Consider the following 18,381-nt stretch of genomic DNA (forward strand, 5'->3'; position numbering starts at 1 on the left):
CGCCTCAGACGTCCCGCCGGTCCAGCGCCACGAAGGCGCCGCCCATCGTCACCGCGGTCACCCCGAGGATGACCCACAGCGGCTCCCAGCCGGACGGCCCCGACCCGGTCACCGAGGCGTCGTACATCGCGCCGAGCTGGTTGGGGATCGAGTACTCGAAGAGCGCCATCCGCACGTCGGAGAGCGTCGCCGAGAACATGAACATCGCCAGCACCAGCGGGAGCAGCACCAGGGCGATCATGACGGTGATCGCGCCCGCCGAGTGCCGGATGAGGGCGCCGACCGCGAGCGAGAGCAGGCCGAGCGTCGCGACGTAGAGGCCGACCCCCACCGTCGAGCGCACCCAGAGTCCCGTGTCGGGCGTCGCGCCGTCCAGGAGCGCCGTCTGCAGGACACCGACGACGCCCGTGGTCACCGTGGTGATGGCGAAGGCCAGCAGGAAGAAGACCACCGACTTGGCGGTCAGGATCCGGGCCCGGCTCGGGCACGCCGTCAGCGTCGTACGGATCATCCCGGTGCCGTACTCGGACGTGATCGTCAGCACCCCGAGGGTGATCACACAGATCGAACCCAGCAGCACGCCGAAGAAGCCCAGGCTGAGTACGGGGGTCTCGTCCAGCGTGGCGTCCGACACGCTCACCGCGAAGGCGGTCAGCAGCCCGATGCCGAGCAGCAGCACGATCATCACCCCCAGCGTCCACATGGTGGAGCGCACGGAGCGGATCTTGGTCCACTCGGAGGCGATGGCGTCGCCGAGACCAGGAGTGCGCACGGGGATGGGCGACGAGTACATGCCGCCGTGAGCGCCCTCGTGCCGCCACGGCTGCTCATAGGGCGTCCGCGAGGGCTGCGGCGCGGACGGAGGAGTCGCCGGCATGGTCATCGGGGGTCCTCGCTGGTCTCGGGGCGCTGTCCGTCGGTGGTGACGGCGGGCGTGGGCGCGGGTGCGGCGGCGTACGGATTCCGACCGGGGGGAGGCGGCGCGTACCAGCTCTGCTGGGGGACCTCCGGGGGAGTCCGCGGCACCGGACCGGGCCCGTAGGGGGCATGACCGGGCGGCGGCGCCTGGAGCCCCGCCTTGGCGTCCGCCGTCGAGCGGTAGTCGACGGCACCCTGCGTCATCCGCATGTACGCCTCCTCCAGCGACGCCTGGTGCGGTGAGAGCTCCCACAGCCTGACGCCGGCGGCGTGTGCCAGATCGCTGATCCGGGGCAGCGGGAGTCCGGTCACCCGCAGGGCGCCGTCGGGCTCCGGCATGACACGGCCGCCGGCCTCCGCCAGCGAGGAGGACAGCTTCTCCTTCGGCCCCGCTTCGTCCGACGCGACCCGCACCCGGGCGAAGTCCGCGGAGTTGGCGGAGATGAAGTCGGTGACGCTCATGTCGGACAGCAGCTGTCCACGGCCGATCACGATCAGATGATCGGCGGTCAGCGCCATCTCGCTCATGAGATGGCTGGAGACGAAGACCGTGCGGCCCTCGGAGGCCAGCCGCTTCATCAGGTTCCGGACCCAGAGGATTCCCTCGGGGTCCAGTCCGTTGACCGGCTCGTCGAACAGCAGCACCTGGGGGTCGCCGAGCAGGGCCGCCGCGATGCCGAGGCGCTGCCCCATGCCGAGGGAGAAGCCGCTGGAGCGCTTCCTCGCGACCTCCCTGAGCCCCACGACGTCGAGCACCTCGTCCACCCGGGCTGCGGGGATCCCCGCCAGCTGCGCCAGGCACAGCAGGTGGTTGCGGGCGCTGCGTCCGCCGTGCACCGCCTTGGCGTCGAGCAGGGCCCCCACCTGACGCGGAGCGTTGGGCAGGCCCCGGAACGAGTGGCCGCCGATCGTCACATGTCCGGACGTCGGGCGGTCCAGGCCCAGGATCATGCGCATGGTCGTCGACTTCCCCGACCCGTTGGGGCCGAGGAAGCCGGTGACGGCGCCCGGCCGCACCTGGAAGGAAAGGTTGTGCACGGCCGTCTTCGCGCCGTAGCGCTTGGTCAGGCCGACCGCCTCGATCATTCTCCAGCCCCATCGACTTGTCCGTCGTCGGGGCCCCGGCGCTTCCCGCCCGCACGCCCCCGGTAAGAGTTAGGAGGATAACCAGCGCCCGGCGGTTCCGGCCAAGCCGCCGGGCGGTGCGCCCCTCACCGGGAGGAAGCCTCAGGCGTCCCGACTCCGCAGGACGAGGTAGCCGCCGGCGAGGGCCGCGATCACCCAGAGCACCATGATCCCGAGACCGCCCCAGGGTCCGTACGGCGCGGGGTCGCTGTTCATGGCGTCCGGGACCACCTGCATCACCTTGGAGCCGGCCTGGTCGGGGAAGTAGCGGGCGACGCTCTTGGCCCCGGGGACGGCGGAGAGGATCTGCGAGACGAGGAAGAAGAAGGGCATCAGGATGCCGAGCGACAGCATCGAACTCCGCAGCATCGTGGCCACGCCCATGGAGAAGACCGCGATCAGCCCCATGTAGAGGCCGCCGCCGAAGACCGCGCGCAGCACGTTCTGCGCACCGAGGTCGGTGCCGCGGTCCCCGAGCATCGCCTGGCTGAGGAAGAAGGTCACGAAGCTGGTGGCGAGCCCGACCAGCAGCGCCAGGACCCCTGCCACGGCGATCTTGCCGAAGAGGAAGGACCCGCGCTGGGGCACGGCCGCCAGCGAGGTGCGGATCATGCCCGAGCTGTACTCCGTGCCCACCACGAGGACGCCGAAGACGACCATCGCCAACTGACCCAGGACCATGCCGGAGAAGCTCACGAACGTCGGGTCGAAGGTGGCCTGCTCGGCCGCCGGGAGATCGTCGAACTGGCTGTTCAGCAGAGCGCTCAGGGCCGCTCCCATGGCCACCGTCACGAGGAACGCGGAGATCAGCGTCCAGGTCGTCGACGAGACCGTACGGATCTTGGTCCACTCCGAGTTGAGAACCGCGGGTACCGTTGCCATGGCGGTCACACCTCCTTCGCGCGGTCGTCGGCCACAGGGGCGGCGGACCGCCCCACGTCCCACCCGTCGCCCCATTGCGGGCCTGCCTGCGGGGGCGGCGCACCGGCGTCCCGCTCGGAGTGCGCGTGGTACTCCACCGAGCCCGCGGTCATCTGCATGAACGCCTCCTCCAGGGAGGCCCGCTGGGCGCTCAGCTCGTGCAGCACGATCCCGTGCCGCCCGGCGAGCTCGCCCAGCCGCTCCGGTGCCTCGCCGTCGATCTCCAGGGTGCCGTTGCCCGACTCGACCGCCACGACGCCCTCGGCGTGCAGCAGATCGCGCAGACGCTCCTGCTCGGGGGAGCGCATCCGGACGAAGCTGCGCGAGTTCTCGTGGATGAAGTCGGCCATCGAGGTGTCGGCGAGCAGCCTGCCCTGGCCGATGACGATCAGATGGTCGGCGGTCAGCGCCATCTCGCTCATCAGGTGGGAGGAGACGAAGATGGTCCGGCCCTCGGCGGCGAGGGTCTTCATCAGGTTCCGGATCCAGTGGATGCCCTCCGGGTCCAGTCCGTTCACGGGCTCGTCGAACATCAGGATCTCGGGGTCGCCGAGCAGCGCGGCCGCGATCCCCAGCCGCTGCCCCATCCCGAGGGAGAAACCCTTGGACTTCTTCTTCGCCACCGCGCTCAGACCCACCGTGTCGAGCACCTGCGAGACGCGGCTCGTCGGGATGCGGTTGCTCTGGGCGAGGCAGAGGAGGTTGTTGTAGGCGCTCCGGCCGCCGTGCATCGACTTCGCGTCGAGCAGCGCCCCGATGTGCTTGAGCGGCTCCTGGAGCTCGCGGTAGTGACGGCCGTCGATGCGCACCGACCCGCTCGTCGGGTTGTCGAGATCGAGCATCATGCGCATCGTCGTGGACTTGCCCGCGCCGTTCGGGCCGAGGAATCCGGTCACCATGCCGGGTCTGACCCGGCATGAGAGATGGTCGACGGCAACCTTGTTGCCGAAGCGTTTGGTGAGACCGTCGAGCTCGATCATGCGGCCACGCTAGAACGGCCGCGCGCCCGGCGCCACCACAAAGGCGGAACCGGGCGCGCAAGCGGTACTGCTGATGTACGTGCCCTCGGGTCAGCGGGTCTGCTGGGCGGGGACCCCGCGGGTGGCGGACTCGTCCTCGACGGGGGAGCCGGCTGCGGCGACAGCGGCGCCCGTCAGCGTCGCCAGCATCTCGCGGACGTTGGTCAGCTGGGCGTTGATCGAGTCACGGCGGTTGGTGAGCGCCGCCAGCTCGCGCTCCGACTCGCTGCGGATCCGGTCGGCCTTGGCGTTCGCGTCGGCCACGATGTCCTCGGCCTGGCGCTGGGCCGTCTCCACCGTCTGGCGGGCCCGGCGCTCGGCGTCCGTACGGAGCTTCTCCGCCTCCAGGCGCAGCTGCTCGGCGCGGTGCTCGATCTCCGCGAGGCGCTTCTCGGCCTTCGCCTGACGGGACGCGAGGTCGCGCTCCGACTGCTCACGGCGCTTGGCGAGGTTGGTCTCGAAGTCCGCGGCGGCCTGGGCGGCCTTCGCGCGGGTCTCCTCGAAGAGGGCGTCGGCCTCCTCACGCTTCTGCTGGGCGTCCTTCTGGGCGTCGGAGCGCAGCGTGCTCGCCTCGCCCTTGGCCTTCTCGACGATGCGGACGCCCTCGTCCTCGGCTTTCGCCTTGCGCTCGGCGGCGAAGGTCTCCGCGTCGTTGCGCACCTGCTGCGCGGCCGACTCGGCCAGCTCGCGGTGCTGCTCCGCCGCGCGGCGGGCCTCCTCACGCAGGTCCTTCGCCTCCTCCTCGGCGAGGCGGAGGATCTTCTCGACGCGGGCGCCGAGACCGGCGTACGACGGCTCGGCGTCGTTGACCTGGGCCTGGGCGTTCTGCGTCTCGAGGTGGAGCTCCTCGATGCGCTTTTCCAGAGAGGTGATGCGGGCGAGAGCACTGTCACGGTCGGCGACGAGCTTCGTAATGCGGTCGTCCACCTGACCGCGGTCGTATCCACGTCGCACGAGCTCGAAGCCGAAGGGGGAGGAAGGGTCGCTCATGGGGTTCCTGTCGAATGAGACCGGTGAGGTGTTAGAGGGAATCCTAGGGGCCTGGGCGGCGTGTCAAAGTGAAGATGCCGCTTTGGTATGGAGAATGACACCCCTTTTGAGTGGCTGGCCCCCGGAGCGCTTGCGACCCGAAGGCTTGAATGTTCACGGCTAAGTCCCTGGACGGCTACCCGTCCGAAGCCTTGCCGCCGGACCGCGTGCCCGCCGACGCCCCGGCCTTGACGCCCCCGGCACCGCCCGACGCCTTGCCCGATCCACCCGGAGCCTCGAAAGACTCCAACGCCTCGAGGACGTCCTGGACACGGGAGATCTCCGTATTGATGTCCTCGCGCCTCCTGACGAGCAGGTCCAGCTCCCGCCGGCCCTCGTCCACCATCTGGCTCGCCTCGGCCTCGGCGTCGGCGCGCAGCTTCTCCGCAGCGCGCGTCAGCTCGGTCTTCTTGGTCTCCGCCTCCTTGAGCAGCGACTCGGCGCGCTTCACGGCGGCGATACGGACCTTGCTCGCCTCCGAATTCGCGTCGGCCAGCAGCTCCTTGGCCTTCGTCTCGGCCTCGGCCCGCTGTTCCGTCGCCGCCTTCATCAGCTTGTCGACACGCTCGCCGGCGGTCTTCATCTGCTCGGAGGTCTCGCGCCGGGCCCGCTCGTGGAGCTCCTCGATCTCGGCCTCGATCCGGGCCCTGAGCTCCTCGGCCCGCTCCCGGGTGGCGGTGGCGTCACGCCGGGCGCCGACGAGCAGTTCGTCCGCGTCCGTACGGGCCCGCTCCACCAGGGAGTTGCCCTCGACCGTGGCGTCCGAGGTGATCCGGACGGCCTCGTTGCGGGCGGCGCCGACCATCCGGTCCGCCTGCTCCTCGGCCTCGGTGGCGGCGCGCAGCGCCTCCTCCTGGGCCTTGGCGACGAGCTGGTCGGCCTGTTCGGCTGCGTCCGAACGCCGCTTCGCGGCAGCCTCCCGCGCCTCGTCGAGCAACCGGTCCGCCTCCTGGCGGGCCTCGGCGCCGGCCTGCTCGGCGGCGGCCTCCGCGTCGGCGCGCAGCCGCTCCGCCTCCTCACGGGTGCGGGCGGCGTGCTCCTGGGCGGAACCGACGGTCTGCGCGGCCTCCGCCCGGAGCCGTTCGGCCTCGTCGGCGGCCTCGCCCACGGTGCGCTCGGCCTGTTCGGCGGCCTCCGTACGCACCCGCTCGCTCTCGCTCGTCGCCTCGGCCAGCAGCCGGTCGGACTGCTCCGCGGCCTCCGTACGGATCCGGTTGGCGTCCTCGCGGGCCTCGCCGCGGGCGCGCGAGGCGTCCTGCTCGGCCGACGCCTTGGCGTCCGAGGCCTCCGTGCGGATCCGCTGGCTGTACTCGGAGGCGTCCGAGCGCAGCTTCTCCGACTCGGTGATGGCCTCGGAGACGGTCCGCTCGGCCAGGGACTTCGCGGCCTCCGACTCCTCGTGCGCGACCTGCCGGATGCGGTTGGCGTCCTCCGTGGCACGCTCGCGCTCGGCGTAGGCGTCGGTACGGACCCGGTCCGCCTCCTCCTGCGCCTCGGTCCGCGTCCGCTCCGCCGCGTGCTCGGCGGCGGACCGCAGCCCGGTGATCTCCTGCTCGGCCTGCTCCTGCAGCCCGGCAACGGAGTCCCGTACCTGCTGGGCCGTCTGTTCGGCCGCGGAGACGATCTCGGCCGCCCGGCTCTCCGCCTCCTCGACCAGACGCTGAGCCTCGGCCTGCGCCTCCTCGACCCGCTTGCGGGCCGAGGCCAGCAGTTCCTCGCTCTGTTCGCGCGCCCGCTCCCGCTCCTGCTCCGCCTCGGCACGAGCGGAGTCGAGCGCCTCCTCGGCGCTGCGGCGGCGGCGGTTGGCCTCCTCCTGGGCGGCGGCCAGGGCCTCGGCGGCCTCGGTCCCGACCCGCTCGGCGGCGGCAGCCGCCTCGGAGCGCACCCGGTCCGCCGTCTCCTTGGCCTCGCTCCTGAGCCGCTCGGCCTCGGCCGCGGCCTCGCTGCGCAGGCGTACGGCGACGGCCTCGCCCTCCGCGCGGGACTCCGCGGCGTCGGCCGCAGCCTCGGTACGCAGCCGCTCGGCCTCGGTCGTGGCCTGCTCCTGGAGCGTGCGTACCCGCTCGGCGGCCTCCGCGCGGAGCCGCTCGGACTCCTCGCCCGTCTCGCGGCGGATGCGCTCCGCCTCCGTACGCGCCTCGCCCAGCGCCTCCTCGGCCGCGGCGACCCGGGACTCCGCCTCGGTGTGCAGCCGGGAGAGCTCCTCGGCCGCCTCCGCCTTGCGCGCCTCCACGCCGCGCTCGGTCTCCTCGCGCAGCTCCCCGGCGGCCTTCTCCGCCGCGGCGGTCAGGGCGGCCGCCTGCTCCTCGGCCTCGGCGCGGAGCTTCTCCGCCTCGGCGCGGGCGCGTTCGAGGGCCTCCTCGGCCTGCTTGCGCAGCGTGGCGGCGCGTTCGGCGGCCTCGGCCTTGACCCGCTCGCTCTCGGTGCCGGCGGAGGTCCGCAGCTCCTCGGAGTCGGACTTGGCCTTGGTGAGCAGCTCCTCGGCGGTGCGGGCACCCTCCTCGAGCTGCTGGACCGCCTCACGGCGTGCCTCGCCGCGGATCCGCTCACCCTCGGCCACGGCCTCGGAGCGCAGCTGCTCGGCCTCACCGCGGAGCCGACGGGCCTCCTCCTGCAGCTCGACCGTCTTGGCCCGGTACTCCTTGGTGTCGTCCTTGGCGGCGCCCTTGAGCTGGTCCGCCTGCTCCGCGGCCTCACCGCGCAGCCGGTCGGCCTCCGCCTCCGCCTCGCGGCGGATGCGGTCGGCCTCCTCACCGGCCGCCCTGGTCGTCGACTTCGCGTCCTCGGAGGCCTTGGTCAGGACCTCCTCGGCGCTGCGTGCCGCCTTGGCGAGCTGTGCGGCGGCGTCCTCCGCGGCGAGGGTGCGGGCCTTCTCCGCGGCCTCGGCGACGACCCGCTCGGCCTCGGCACGGGCGTCCACGAGGGCCTGTTCGGCCTCTTCCTTGAGCGTCTCGGCCTGCTTGGTGGCCTCGCCGACCAGCCGGGCGATCTCGGACTTCGCCGTACGGGTGCGCTGCTCGTTCTGCGACTCGGCCCCGGCCAGCCGCTTGACCGCGGCCTCCTTGGCCTCGGCGAGGACCTTCTCCGCCTCCAGCCGGGCCTCGCGCAGCCGGGTCTCGGCCTCCTGCATGCGCTGCTCGGCGGCGCGGTTCAGCTCCGCGGTCTGCTGCCGGGTCTGGTCCGTCTCGGCCGTGGCCGTGGAGCGCAGCTGCTCCGCGTGGCTGGTGGCCTCCTGGGCCTGGGTGGAGGCGGCGTCGAGCAGCCGCTCGGCGTCCCGCCGGGCCCGCAGCAGGGTGGCCTCGGCCTCGGCACGGGCCGCCTCCGCCTCGGAGCCGACGCGGCGCCTGGTCTCGTCCGCCAGCCTGGCCGCCTCGGCGCGCGCGGTGGCGAGCGACTGCTCGGCCTCCGCGCGGGACTCGTCCAGCAGCCTGCGCGCCTGGGACTCGGTCCTGGCGCGCAGCTGCTCCGCCCAGGCGACGTTCTCGTTGACGTGGGACTCGACGGTCTGACGGCGTTCCGCCAGCTCCTGGTCGAGCCGCTGGCGCCGCTGCACGGCCTCGGTGTGCAACTCGGCCTGCAGACGGGCCTGGTGCTCCGCGTGCTCCTGCAGGATCCGCTGGGTCTGCGCCCTGGCCTCGCGCAGTTCGCGCTCGGCGTCGCTGCGCAGCTGGTCGGCCTGGATCTGTGCGTTGCGGAGCATCTGCTCGGCCTGGTAGCCGATGTCCGCACCGTCGTGCGCCGGACGGGTCGCCAGAGTGCGCCTCGCCTCGTGCAGCTTGGCGCGCAGTACCTCGACCTGGTAGCCGAGGTCCTCGGCGTGCTGGACGGCCTTCTCCCGGTCGGTCCTCAGCCGGTCCATCTCGGCTTCGAACCGCGAGAGATGGTCGTCGTCAGCTCGGTGGCTCTGCTGGCTCTCGTAGCCCCGCATTGCGCGGTCCCATCCTTCCCCGAGCTCTCGACTTCTTCCCCAAGCTCTGAACTTCGTCCGAGCAGGGGATGCCCCACTGAGCAGGGGAGACCCCAACCCTGTCCGCAAACTCCAAACGAGCACCGCTCGCGGGCGAGCGGTTCCCCCGGGGAATGGTGACAGATCGAAGACGAGGACGCGGCGCGGCCCCGACCCGGCCCCGGCCCGGAACCGCCCACTCTACCGGGCCGGGTATCGGTCGGGTCAGTGCTCCTGTGCCGAGGTGACCAGTTCGGTCAGCACACCGTGGCAGTCCTTGGGGTGGAGGAAGGTGATGCGGGAGCCCATCGAGCCGGTCCGGGGCTCGTCGTACAGCACCCGTACGCCCTTTCCGCGGATGTCCGAGGAGTCGGCGTCGACGTCCGCGGTCCCGAAGGCGATGTGGTGCACACCCTCGCCGTTCTTCGCCAGCCACTTGCCGACGGCCGAGTCCTCCCGGGTCGGTTCCAGCAGTTGGAGGTAGGACGCCCCGCCGTCGGAGGTGCCGTTGATCTTCAGCATGGCCTCGCGGACACCCTGCTCCTCGTTGATCTCGGTGTGGTGCACCTCGAATCCGTAGGTCGCGCGGTAGAACTCCACCGTCCTGTCGAGGTCGAAACAGGCGATTCCGATGTGGTCGATTCGCGTCAGCATGGAACCAGTGCAGCGCCCCGGAGATGGTTACGCAACGTGCGCGCGATCACACCGACAGGCGGATGACGGGCGCCGTACCGCTCAGTACATTCAGGCGGGAGGGGCCGGAACATGAGGGGTGGAAGAAGGAGCAGGGCTGGGTGCGTGCAGCTGCAAGGCGGAGGAGGGAGGTATGGCGGAGCCATGCCGACCGACGACAACGCCGCGGATGTGCGTGCCCGGGCCTGTGACGCCGCCCCTCATGTTCCGGCCCCTCCCCACCCTCGTTCACAACCGATCCCAAGGGGCTGTGCCTCATGTCTGGAACGACCGGAACCACGTCAGTGATCGTCGCGGGCGCGCGCACGCCCATGGGCCGGCTCCTCGGCTCGCTGAAGAGCTTCTCCGGGGCCGACCTCGGAGGCGTCGCCATCAAGGCCGCGCTCGAACGGGCCGGCATCGGCGGCGACCAGGTCGAGTACGTGATCATGGGCCAGGTGCTGCAGGCCGGGGCGGGGCAGATCCCGGCGCGTCAGGCCGCGGTCAAGGCGGGCATCCCGCTGAACGTCCCCGCGCTCACCGTCAACAAGGTGTGCCTCTCGGGCCTCGACGCGATCGCGCTGGCCGACCAGCTGATCCGCGCCGGGGAGTTCGACGTCGTGGTGGCCGGCGGCCAGGAGTCCATGACCAACGCCCCGCACCTGCTCCCGAAGTCCCGCGAGGGCTACAAGTACGGCGCGGTCGAGATGCTCGACTCGATGGCGTACGACGGTCTGACGGACGCCTACGAGAACATCCCGATGGGCGAGTCCACCGAGAAGCACAACACCCGCCTGGGCCTGGACCGCGCGGCCCAGGACGAGATCGGCGCCCTGTCCCACCAGCGGGCGGCCGCGGCACAGAAGAACGGCGTCTTCGAGGCCGAGATCACCCCGGTGGAGATCCCGCAGCGCAAGGGCGACCCGGTCCTCTTCTCCAAGGACGAGGGCATCCGCGCCGAGACGACCGTCGAGTCGCTCGGCAAGCTGCGCCCGGCGTTCACCAAGGACGGGACGATCACCGCGGGCACCTCCTCGCAGATCTCGGACGGTGCCGCGGCCGTCGTCGTCATGAGCAAGGCCAAGGCCGAGGAACTGGGCCTGGACTGGATCGCCGAGATCGGCGCCCACGGCAACGTGGCGGGACCCGACAACTCGCTCCAGTCGCAGCCGTCGAACGCGATCCGGCACGCCCTGAAGAAGGAGGGCATCGGGGTCGAGGACCTCGACCTGATCGAGATCAACGAGGCGTTCGCCGCGGTCGCGGTCCAGTCCATGAAGGACCTCGGCGTCACCTCCGACAAGGTCAACGTGAACGGCGGCGCGATCGCGCTCGGCCACCCCATCGGGATGTCCGGTGCCCGGGTGGTGCTGCACCTCGCGCTGGAGCTGAAGCGGCGCGGTGGCGGCACCGGGGCGGCGGCGCTGTGCGGCGGCGGCGGCCAGGGTGACGCGTTGATCATCCGCGTACCGGGCAAGTAGTACTCCGTACGAGCGAGCGAGGAGGCCGAGCGTGAAGGTGGACGTCCCCACCCTGGTCGAGCAGGCGCGTGAGGGCAGGCCGCGGGCGGTGGCCCGGCTCATCTCCCTGGTGGAGGGGGCCTCGCCGCAGCTGCGCGAGGTGATGGCGGCGCTGGCCCCCCTGGCGGGCGGCGCCTACGTCGTCGGCCTGACCGGATCGCCGGGTGTCGGCAAGTCCACCTCCACCTCGGCGCTGGTCTCCGCCTACCGGAAGGCCGGCAAACGGGTCGGCGTCCTGGCGGTCGACCCGTCGTCGCCGTTCTCCGGGGGCGCGCTGCTGGGGGACCGGGTCCGGATGTCGGAGCACGCCTCCGACCCGGGCGTCTACATCCGCTCGATGGCCACCCGAGGCCACCTGGGCGGACTGGCCTGGGCGGCGCCGCAGGCGATCCGGGTGCTGGACGCGGCGGGCTGCGAGGTGATCCTCGTGGAGACGGTGGGGGTGGGCCAGTCGGAGGTGGAGATCGCCTCCCAGGCCGACACCTCCGTCGTCCTCCTCGCACCGGGCATGGGTGACGGGATCCAGGCGGCGAAGGCCGGAATCCTGGAGATCGGCGACGTGTACGTCGTCAACAAGGCGGACCGGGACGGCGCGGACGCCACCGCCCGGGAGCTCAACCACATGCTGGGCCTCGGGGAGTCGCGGGGGCCCGGTGACTGGCGGCCGCCGATCGTGAAGACGGTCGCCGCCCGGGGGCAGGGCATCGACGAGGTCGTCGAGGCGCTGGAGAAGCACCGGGCGTGGATGGAGGAGCACGGCGTGCTCGCCGAGCGGCGCACCGCGCGCGCGGCCCGCGAGGTCGAGACGATCGCCGTGACCGCGCTCCGCGAACGGATCGCCGATCTGCACGGCGACCGCCGGCTGGACACGCTCGCCGAACGCATCGTGGCCGGTGACCTCGACCCGTACGCGGCGGCGGACGAACTGGTCGCGGGACTCACGGGCGGGCACTGACGCCCCGGGGGCGGCGTGCGGGCCGCCCCCGGAGGCGTGGGCCCCTTGTGCCGCGAGCGGGTGACTCATCGCGCCCCGTGTGCCTCGCGCGATCGGTGTCCGCCGTGGCCGACTCGCCGGGTTCACCCGACGGCTCCGGGGCCGCGCGGTGGCGGTGGGTGCTGCGGCCTGCCGCGGCGGAACGTGAGTGCCTGGGCCTGCCGCGGCGGCCGGCGGGTGCTACGGCTTGCCGCGGCGGCCGCGCAGATGGTCGGCGATCGGGGTCAGCGACGCGTGCAGGGCGGCGAGTTCCTCGGGCGGCAGGAGGTCCACGAAGTGCCTGCGGACCGACTCGACATGGTGAGGGGCGACCTTCCGCATCGTCTCGCCACCGAGATCCGTGAGCACCGCGAACAGGCCGCGGCGGTCTGACTCGCAGTGCTGACGCCGCACCAGGCCGGCGTTCTCCATGCGGGTGATCTGGTGGGAGAGCCGGCTCTTCGACTGCAGGGTGGCCGCGGCGAGATCGCTCATCCGCATCCGCCGCTCCTCCGACTCCGAGAGGTTGACCAGGATCTCGTAGTCGTTCATGGTCAGTCCGAACGGCTGGAGGTCCTTCTCCAACTGGTGCGTCAGCAGCCTGCTGACGTCGAGGTGGGTGCGCCAGGCGCACTGCTCCGCGTCGGTCAGCCAGCGAGTGGCCGTCTCGGTCTCCATGTATGGATTCTACCTAAGAAGTTGAAAGCCGGACGAAGTCGGGGGGTGTGACACCGCGCACGCGTTCGCACGGCGTCACACTCCGCAGACTACCGTTCACAGCCCGAAGCGACGCTGGAGGTCCCCCAGCTGACCGGGCATGCGGGGTGTGGAGCCATGTTGACCCCCGGGTCCGGGACCGCCGCCGGGGACGCCCGGCTGGTGCGGGACCGCGCCGGTCGCCTGCTCGGGCATCAGCACCTCCGTCGACTGCAGCAGGACGGTCCCCGCACCGACGAACTCGAACTGGTGCTCCTCGCCCGAGGTGCCGCCGACCCCGGTGAGCGAGCGGAGTCCGCCCATCACCCCGGTCATGTAGCCGTGGTCGTAGTGGTGGCACGGCGACGGGCAGTCCGCCCACCCCACCAGCGCCTGCGGGTCCACCCGCAGCGGCGGCTCCATGAAGACCACCGGCCCGTTGGACGCGGCGACGAACTTCCCCGTACCGATCAGGGTGAGGAAACCCGGCACGATCGACTGCTTCAGGGCCAGCGTCGGCTGGTACGCGAGCAGGTTGCCGGACCGGATCGTGAGGTTCCCGTCCTCCAGGTCGTAGGAGTTCACGTCGAAGGCGCGGTCGGCGAGCAGCATCTTCCCGCTGCCCTCGGCCACCACCCAGTCGCTCGCGTGCAGCGGGGAGTGGAAGCTCGTACGGATCAGACCCTCGAAGCGGCCGTGGCCGATGCCGCTGAAGTCGATCTGCCCGTAGTAGGCGATCATCTTGCCCTTCTGGAGGAACCAGCGGCTCCCCTTGAGCTCCACGCAGAAGGTGTACGCGTTGACGTTGTCGTCCACCGGCAGCGTCATGGGATCGAAGACCACCGGGCCGCTCACAGCTTCTCCTCCGACGCCTGGACGTACACCGCACCACTGCCGCTCAGCTCCAGCTGGAAGGCCTCGCCGGAACCCCGTCCCACCATGTCGCGCCAGCCGAGCGCGGTGGACAGCTTGTTGGTCACGTCCCCGTGGTGCGCGACGTACGCCTGCGGGTCCACATGGACCGGACGCCCCGGGGTGACGGGCAGCTCGATGACCCCGCCGTGCGCCATGACGGCCACCGCGCCGTGTCCCCTGAGGGTCGTCGTGAACAGGCCCTGCCCGGTGACCTGGCCGCGCACCATGCCCATCACCCCGCCCTGCGAGCCCATGAACATGGTGCCCTGCTGGAGCGTGCCGTCGAAGGCGAGCAGCCGGTCGGCCTCGACGTAGAGGGTGTCGCCCGCCAGGTTGATCACCTGGATGTGGTGGCCCCCGTGGCCGAACATCACCGTGCCGCTGCCCTCGACCGTCATCAGCGGGGTGGCCTCGTTCGCCACCCGCCGGCCGATCATCGACGCCAGGCCGCCCTGGCCGCCCTGGATGTTCGGGGTGAAGGAGACCTCGCCCCGGTACGCGATCATCGCGCCCCGTTGGCTGTACATCTTCAGGCCGGGAGTCACCTGGGCCTCGACCATCTTCGAGTTGACCTCACGGAACGGCATCAGACATCGCCCCCGACGGTGTTCCGCTCGCTGGGCTGGACGTAGACGAGGCCGTCGCCCTCGAAGCGGATCTGGAAGGACTCGCCCGACCCCTCGCCCATCAGCGTCCTGAAGTTCACGCCGGACTGGAAGTGCTGCTGGAGCCTGCCCTGGTGGGCGATGTAGGCGCCCGGGTCGACGTTCAGCGGGTACTGGGGCGTCACCCGCAGCACGACGGCCGAACCGTCCGACATGATCGCCGCCTGTCCGGTCCCCTCGACGGTCGTGGTGAACAGCCCGTTGCCGGTCGCGCCGCCGCGCAGACCCGTGAACGTGGTGCCGGTGCGCAGACCGGCGTCGGTGGCCAGCAGGTTGCTCGCCTCGACGTACAGCGTCTCGCCGCGCAGCGAGACGAGGTTGATCTCACTCGCGCGGTCCGCGAAATAGCAGGTGCCCTGGCCGTTCACCTCCATCATCACCATCTGCTCGCCGGTCAGCCTGCGGGTCACCATGCCGCGTAGGCCGTCACCGCCGCCGGACAACTTCTTGAACGCCATCCGGCCGTCGTACGCGACCATCGAGCCGTTCTTCGCCTTCACCGCATCGCCCGTCAGGTCGACGGCGAGCGTCTTGCTGCCTTGGAGCCGGAACATCGCCACGGACCGACGGTAGCCGCAGGGAGGTGCGGCAGACCAGGGCCCGTCGTCCCGTTCCGTCCCTGATATGCCCCTGAAATGCACCGGTACGTGCCCGGGGGGCAGGGCGCGGACCCCCCGCCGTCACGGGGTACGGCCGATGCCACAATGGGAGGGCTTGTGCCCGCGTTCACAAGCCGACACGCCCCTCCCACCGAAGGTGCCCTCGTGGACATCAAGACCGCTTCCGCCCTGCACCGGCTGCGCCTCATCTCGCTTCCCGAGGCGCTGTCCTTCCCGGCGCTGATCCTCTTCGGCTCGGTCCTGAGCCGGATCTCGGACATCGACTTCCTGATGATGCCGCTCGGCATGCTGCACGGAATCCTCTTCACCATCTACCTGGTGTTCCTCCTCGACGTCTGGTCCAAGGCCAAGTGGCCGCTGGGCCGCGTCGCCCTGTTCTTCCTGCTCGCCGTCCTGCCCTTCGGCGGTCTCTACGGCGAGAAGCTGCTCAAGAAGTACGAGGCCGACGGTGTCATCGCCGCCCGCGCCCGCGCCGAGGGCACGGTGAACGCATGATCGTCGCCTTCTCCGTGAGCCCGCTGGGCGTCGGCGAGGACGTCGGCGAGTACGTCGCCGACGCCGTCCGGGTCGTCCGGGAGTCGGGCCTGCCCAACCGCACCGACGCCATGTTCACGTCCGTGGAGGGCGAGTGGGACGAGGTCATGGACGTCGTCAAGCGTGCCGTCGCCGCGGTGGAGGCGCGCGCGGGCCGGGTCTCGCTGGTACTGAAGGCCGACATCCGGCCGGGCGTCACCGACGGGCTCACCTCCAAGGTCGAGACGGTGGAGCGGTACCTCGCGGACTGACGCGCCGTCGCGAACGCCGCCCCGCACGAAGAGCCCCCGGTCGCCGGGGGCTCTTTCCGTTCGGGCTATAAAACCCCCTCACTCGGACCTGCCGGTTCGACAGATGATGGTTCGTCCCTTTTTCTGTGGGGATACCGGCATGTCCGATCATGGGAGGCGTGATGCCGTCGGAGGTACAGGACCACGACAGCCGCTGCCGTCTCGCGGGACCGCTCGCGCGGCAGCCGGTCACGGCGGAGCACCGGACGGAGCGCCGCGGCCGGTCCCACGGCGAGACACACCGAATAGGAGCCGCGCTCCTCACGGCCCTGGCCCCGCTCCTCGCCGGAGCGCTGCTGATCCACCTCCTGTGGCCCACCCGGTGGACCGGGCAGGGCGCCTGGCCGGTCGTCGCCGACTCCGTGTCGTTCCTCACCGCCTGCCTGGCCGAGCTCGTCCTGCTCGCGTACGCGGCCGGTGTCGTCCACGCCGTCGCGGTGGCCGGTGACCCCGCCCCCGCTGCCCCGGCGCCGGACACCCGGACCGCCTTCCTCGCCACGTACGTGCCCGGTGCGGATCCCCTCTCCGGAGTGCGGGCCACCCTGGAAGGTGCCGTACGGATGCGGCCCCCTGGACCTCTGGACGTGTGGCTGCTCGACGAGGGCGACGACCCGGAGGCGCGGATGCTCTGCGCGGAACTCGGGGTGCACCACTTCACCCGCCTCGGCGTCCCCGAGTGGAACACGGAGCGGGGCCCGCACCGAGCCTGGACCCGGCACGGGAACCTCAACGCCTGGCTCGCCAAGCACGGGGGCGACTACGACGTCCTCGCGTCCGTCGCCCCCGGGTACGTCCCCCTGCCGGAACTGCTGGAGCGGATGACCGGGCACTTCCGTCGCGCCGGTGTGGCCTTCGTCGTGGGCCCGGAGGCGCGGAGGAGCGGCGGAGGCGCCCTCACCGGGGCCGCGGGGAGCGGGCGCCACCTCCACGCGCTCCTCCAGCGCGCGGGCAACCGCTACGGCGCGCCCCTCCTCGACGGCGCCGCCACCGCCCTCCGGGCCGAGGCGCTGCGCCGGGCCGGAGGCTTCCGCGACTCCGCCGCCGGGGACCTGGCGACGGGCTTCGAGATGCTCCGGCAGCGCGATCCCGGCACCGGCGCGTTCCAGGACGCGGTCCGGATCCCCGACGCGGTCGCCGGAGCCGCCGAGGACACGCCCGCCGCCCGGCCGGCCACCGGCGGCCGACGCCCGGGCGAGGTGTGGGGGGCGCTCCTGCGGAGCTACGCGGGCGAGGCGTTCGGGATGTCCTGGGGCAGGCTGCTCGCCTGCACGCTGACGCTCCTGCGGCGCCCCGTCACCGCGGTCACCCGCCTGCTCGCCGGCCTGAGCCTCGTGGTGGCGTGCACCCACACGGGGAGAGGCGTCTGGGCGCTGCTCCCCGTGGCGGCCGCGCTGGTGCCGGAGGCCGTCAACGCCACGGTCCTCCTGCGGGAGCGGGCGCGGCGCGGGACCGGGCACCGGCCCCGCGCGGCCGCCCGTGCGAAGGAAGGGGCGCCGGCCGCCGCCCCGGCCCGGGGGAACTGACCCCACAGGTGCGGTGCACGCTCAGGTCTCCTGGGCCGCCAGCGCGATGCCCAGCGGGGTGCGCTCGTACAGCACCTGGTGGCCGTACCGCCGAGAGGTGAGCAGGCCGGCCGCGCGGAGCACCGACAGGTGCTCCGACACCGAGGACGGGGCCAGCGACAGCCGGTGCGCCAGGGTGCTCGTCCCGGCCGGCTCGCCCAGGGCGCACAGGACGTCGGCGCGCGAGCTCCCCAGCAGCCGGGCGAGCGCGTCCGGCGTCCGGTCGCGCGGCTCGGTCCACAGCCCGCCGATGCCGCGCGCCGGGTAGATCACGGCGGGCTGCCAGGGTGCCTCGTAGCCGCCGATCACATCCGGCCACGCGAACACGCTCGGCATCAGCACAAGACCTTGTCCGCCCAGGACGCGGCTGTGGTTCCCCCGGGTCCCGGCCACCGTCAGCGTCGAGTCCGCCCAGCGCAGCTGCGGGCTGATGTCGCCGAGCAGCCGCTCGAAGCCGACCTCGGCAAGGCGCCGCGAGTGGAAGGCGATGTCGGCCTCCAGCAGGGCCCGCAGGCGCGGCCAGTGCGGCTCGACCATCACGTGCCAGGCCCGCTCCAGAAGGTCCGCCAGATCCTGGACGGCCTGCTCCGGGTCGGCCAGCATCCGGCGTCCGGCGGCGGACCGCGGCCCGCCGGGGGTGTCGGCGAGCGCCAGCGCGATGTCCGCGCGGGCGGTCGCCGGATCCGTCGCGCGTACGCCCGCGATCTCCTCGGCGAAGGTGGCGAGCGGCCCGAGCGGGGGCGGGCAGATGAAGTCCGGGTTGTAGCCGGCGTCGGGCATCAGCATCCACAGCGGGGTGAGGTCCAGCGACGCCGCGTCCGCCTCGATCCGCCGGAGCCAGGGCACGTGGTAGCCGTGCCGGGCCGGGCGGTTGAGCGTGCGTACCGCCTCCTGCGTCTCCCAGAGCGGTGAGAGGGCGAAGCGGACGCGGAGCAGATCGCTCTCGTCGAAGTGCAGATGGAACGGCATGGGCCCC

Annotated in this window: 17 protein-coding genes; 5 read left to right on the forward strand and 12 right to left on the reverse strand. The window is 72.0% G+C overall.

Annotation, left to right across the window (positions count from 1 at the left end):
- Positions 1–4: 4 nt before the first annotated feature.
- From ACFXOA_RS09275 to mce, 7 genes are all read right to left on the reverse strand, one after another.
- Complete coding sequence (locus ACFXOA_RS09275; RefSeq protein ID WP_385024277.1) at positions 5–883, reverse strand: ABC transporter permease subunit; 879 nt, start codon at positions 881–883, stop codon at positions 5–7.
- Positions 880–2,004, reverse strand: a complete 1,125-nt coding sequence (locus ACFXOA_RS09280; protein ID WP_385024279.1) for an ABC transporter ATP-binding protein — start codon at positions 2,002–2,004, stop codon at positions 880–882. Before ACFXOA_RS09280 ends, ACFXOA_RS09275 begins: the two co-directional genes overlap by 4 nt.
- A gap of 141 nt (positions 2,005–2,145) precedes the next feature.
- On the reverse strand, positions 2,146–2,925 hold the full coding sequence (locus ACFXOA_RS09285) for an ABC transporter permease subunit (protein WP_385024281.1): 780 nt from the start codon (positions 2,923–2,925) through the stop codon (positions 2,146–2,148).
- A gap of 5 nt (positions 2,926–2,930) precedes the next feature.
- Entirely contained in the window at positions 2,931–3,944 is a 1,014-nt protein-coding gene (locus ACFXOA_RS09290; protein ID WP_385024284.1) for an ATP-binding cassette domain-containing protein, read from the reverse strand.
- A gap of 90 nt (positions 3,945–4,034) precedes the next feature.
- Positions 4,035–4,973 (reverse strand): cellulose-binding protein, encoded by a 939-nt coding sequence (locus ACFXOA_RS09295; protein ID WP_362542222.1) that lies wholly within the window; start codon positions 4,971–4,973, stop codon positions 4,035–4,037.
- Positions 4,974–5,148: 175 nt separating this feature from the next.
- Complete coding sequence (scy, locus tag ACFXOA_RS09300) at positions 5,149–8,940, reverse strand: polarized growth protein Scy (protein ID WP_385024286.1); 3,792 nt, start codon at positions 8,938–8,940, stop codon at positions 5,149–5,151.
- A gap of 243 nt (positions 8,941–9,183) precedes the next feature.
- Positions 9,184–9,612: a methylmalonyl-CoA epimerase gene (mce, locus tag ACFXOA_RS09305; protein ID WP_385024288.1), complete on the reverse strand. Its 429-nt coding sequence runs from the start codon at positions 9,610–9,612 to the stop codon at positions 9,184–9,186.
- A 296-nt stretch (positions 9,613–9,908) separates the two neighbouring features.
- On the opposite strand from mce, the gene ACFXOA_RS09310 reads away from it, so the two are divergent.
- Together ACFXOA_RS09310 and meaB are read left to right on the forward strand one after the other, a co-directional pair.
- Complete coding sequence (locus ACFXOA_RS09310; RefSeq protein ID WP_385024290.1) at positions 9,909–11,111, forward strand: acetyl-CoA C-acetyltransferase; 1,203 nt, start codon at positions 9,909–9,911, stop codon at positions 11,109–11,111.
- Between the two features lie 31 nt (positions 11,112–11,142).
- Entirely contained in the window at positions 11,143–12,105 is a 963-nt protein-coding gene (gene meaB, locus ACFXOA_RS09315) for a methylmalonyl Co-A mutase-associated GTPase MeaB (RefSeq protein WP_385024292.1), read from the forward strand.
- Between the two features lie 219 nt (positions 12,106–12,324).
- Here the strand turns inward: meaB and ACFXOA_RS09320 are convergent, their stop codons facing one another.
- The 4 genes from ACFXOA_RS09320 to ACFXOA_RS09335 form a co-directional block, all read right to left on the reverse strand.
- Positions 12,325–12,801, reverse strand: coding sequence for a MarR family winged helix-turn-helix transcriptional regulator (locus ACFXOA_RS09320; protein WP_385024294.1), 477 nt, complete (start codon positions 12,799–12,801; stop codon positions 12,325–12,327).
- 96 nt (positions 12,802–12,897) lie between these two features.
- Entirely contained in the window at positions 12,898–13,674 is a 777-nt protein-coding gene (locus ACFXOA_RS09325) for an AIM24 family protein (RefSeq protein ID WP_385024296.1), read from the reverse strand.
- A complete protein-coding gene (locus ACFXOA_RS09330; RefSeq protein WP_385024298.1) occupies positions 13,671–14,321 on the reverse strand; it encodes an AIM24 family protein in 651 nt (216 codons plus the stop codon). Before ACFXOA_RS09330 ends, ACFXOA_RS09325 begins: the two co-directional genes overlap by 4 nt.
- On the reverse strand, positions 14,321–14,953 hold the full coding sequence (locus ACFXOA_RS09335; protein WP_365527363.1) for an AIM24 family protein: 633 nt from the start codon (positions 14,951–14,953) through the stop codon (positions 14,321–14,323). The genes ACFXOA_RS09330 and ACFXOA_RS09335 overlap by 1 nt, the downstream gene beginning before the upstream one ends.
- Before the next feature lie 210 nt (positions 14,954–15,163).
- Between ACFXOA_RS09335 and ACFXOA_RS09340 the strand changes: the two genes are divergently transcribed.
- From ACFXOA_RS09340 to ACFXOA_RS09350, 3 genes are all read left to right on the forward strand, one after another.
- Entirely contained in the window at positions 15,164–15,514 is a 351-nt protein-coding gene (locus ACFXOA_RS09340; RefSeq protein ID WP_385024300.1) for a DUF3817 domain-containing protein, read from the forward strand.
- Positions 15,511–15,804: an MTH1187 family thiamine-binding protein gene (locus ACFXOA_RS09345; protein WP_014048385.1), complete on the forward strand. Its 294-nt coding sequence runs from the start codon at positions 15,511–15,513 to the stop codon at positions 15,802–15,804. Before ACFXOA_RS09340 ends, ACFXOA_RS09345 begins: the two co-directional genes overlap by 4 nt.
- Before the next feature lie 161 nt (positions 15,805–15,965).
- Positions 15,966–17,366 carry a glycosyl transferase gene (locus ACFXOA_RS09350; protein WP_385024302.1) on the forward strand — a complete coding sequence of 467 codons (1,401 nt, stop codon included), beginning with the start codon at positions 15,966–15,968 and terminating at the stop codon, positions 17,364–17,366.
- A 21-nt stretch (positions 17,367–17,387) separates the two neighbouring features.
- Here the strand turns inward: ACFXOA_RS09350 and ACFXOA_RS09355 are convergent, their stop codons facing one another.
- A complete protein-coding gene (locus tag ACFXOA_RS09355; protein WP_385024303.1) occupies positions 17,388–18,374 on the reverse strand; it encodes a DUF5937 family protein in 987 nt (328 codons plus the stop codon).
- Between the last annotated feature and the right edge of the window lie 7 nt (positions 18,375–18,381).

This window comes from Streptomyces sp. NPDC059166 (genome assembly GCF_042755185.1).
In the GTDB taxonomy this organism is placed as follows: Bacteria; Actinomycetota; Actinomycetes; order Streptomycetales; family Streptomycetaceae; genus Streptomyces.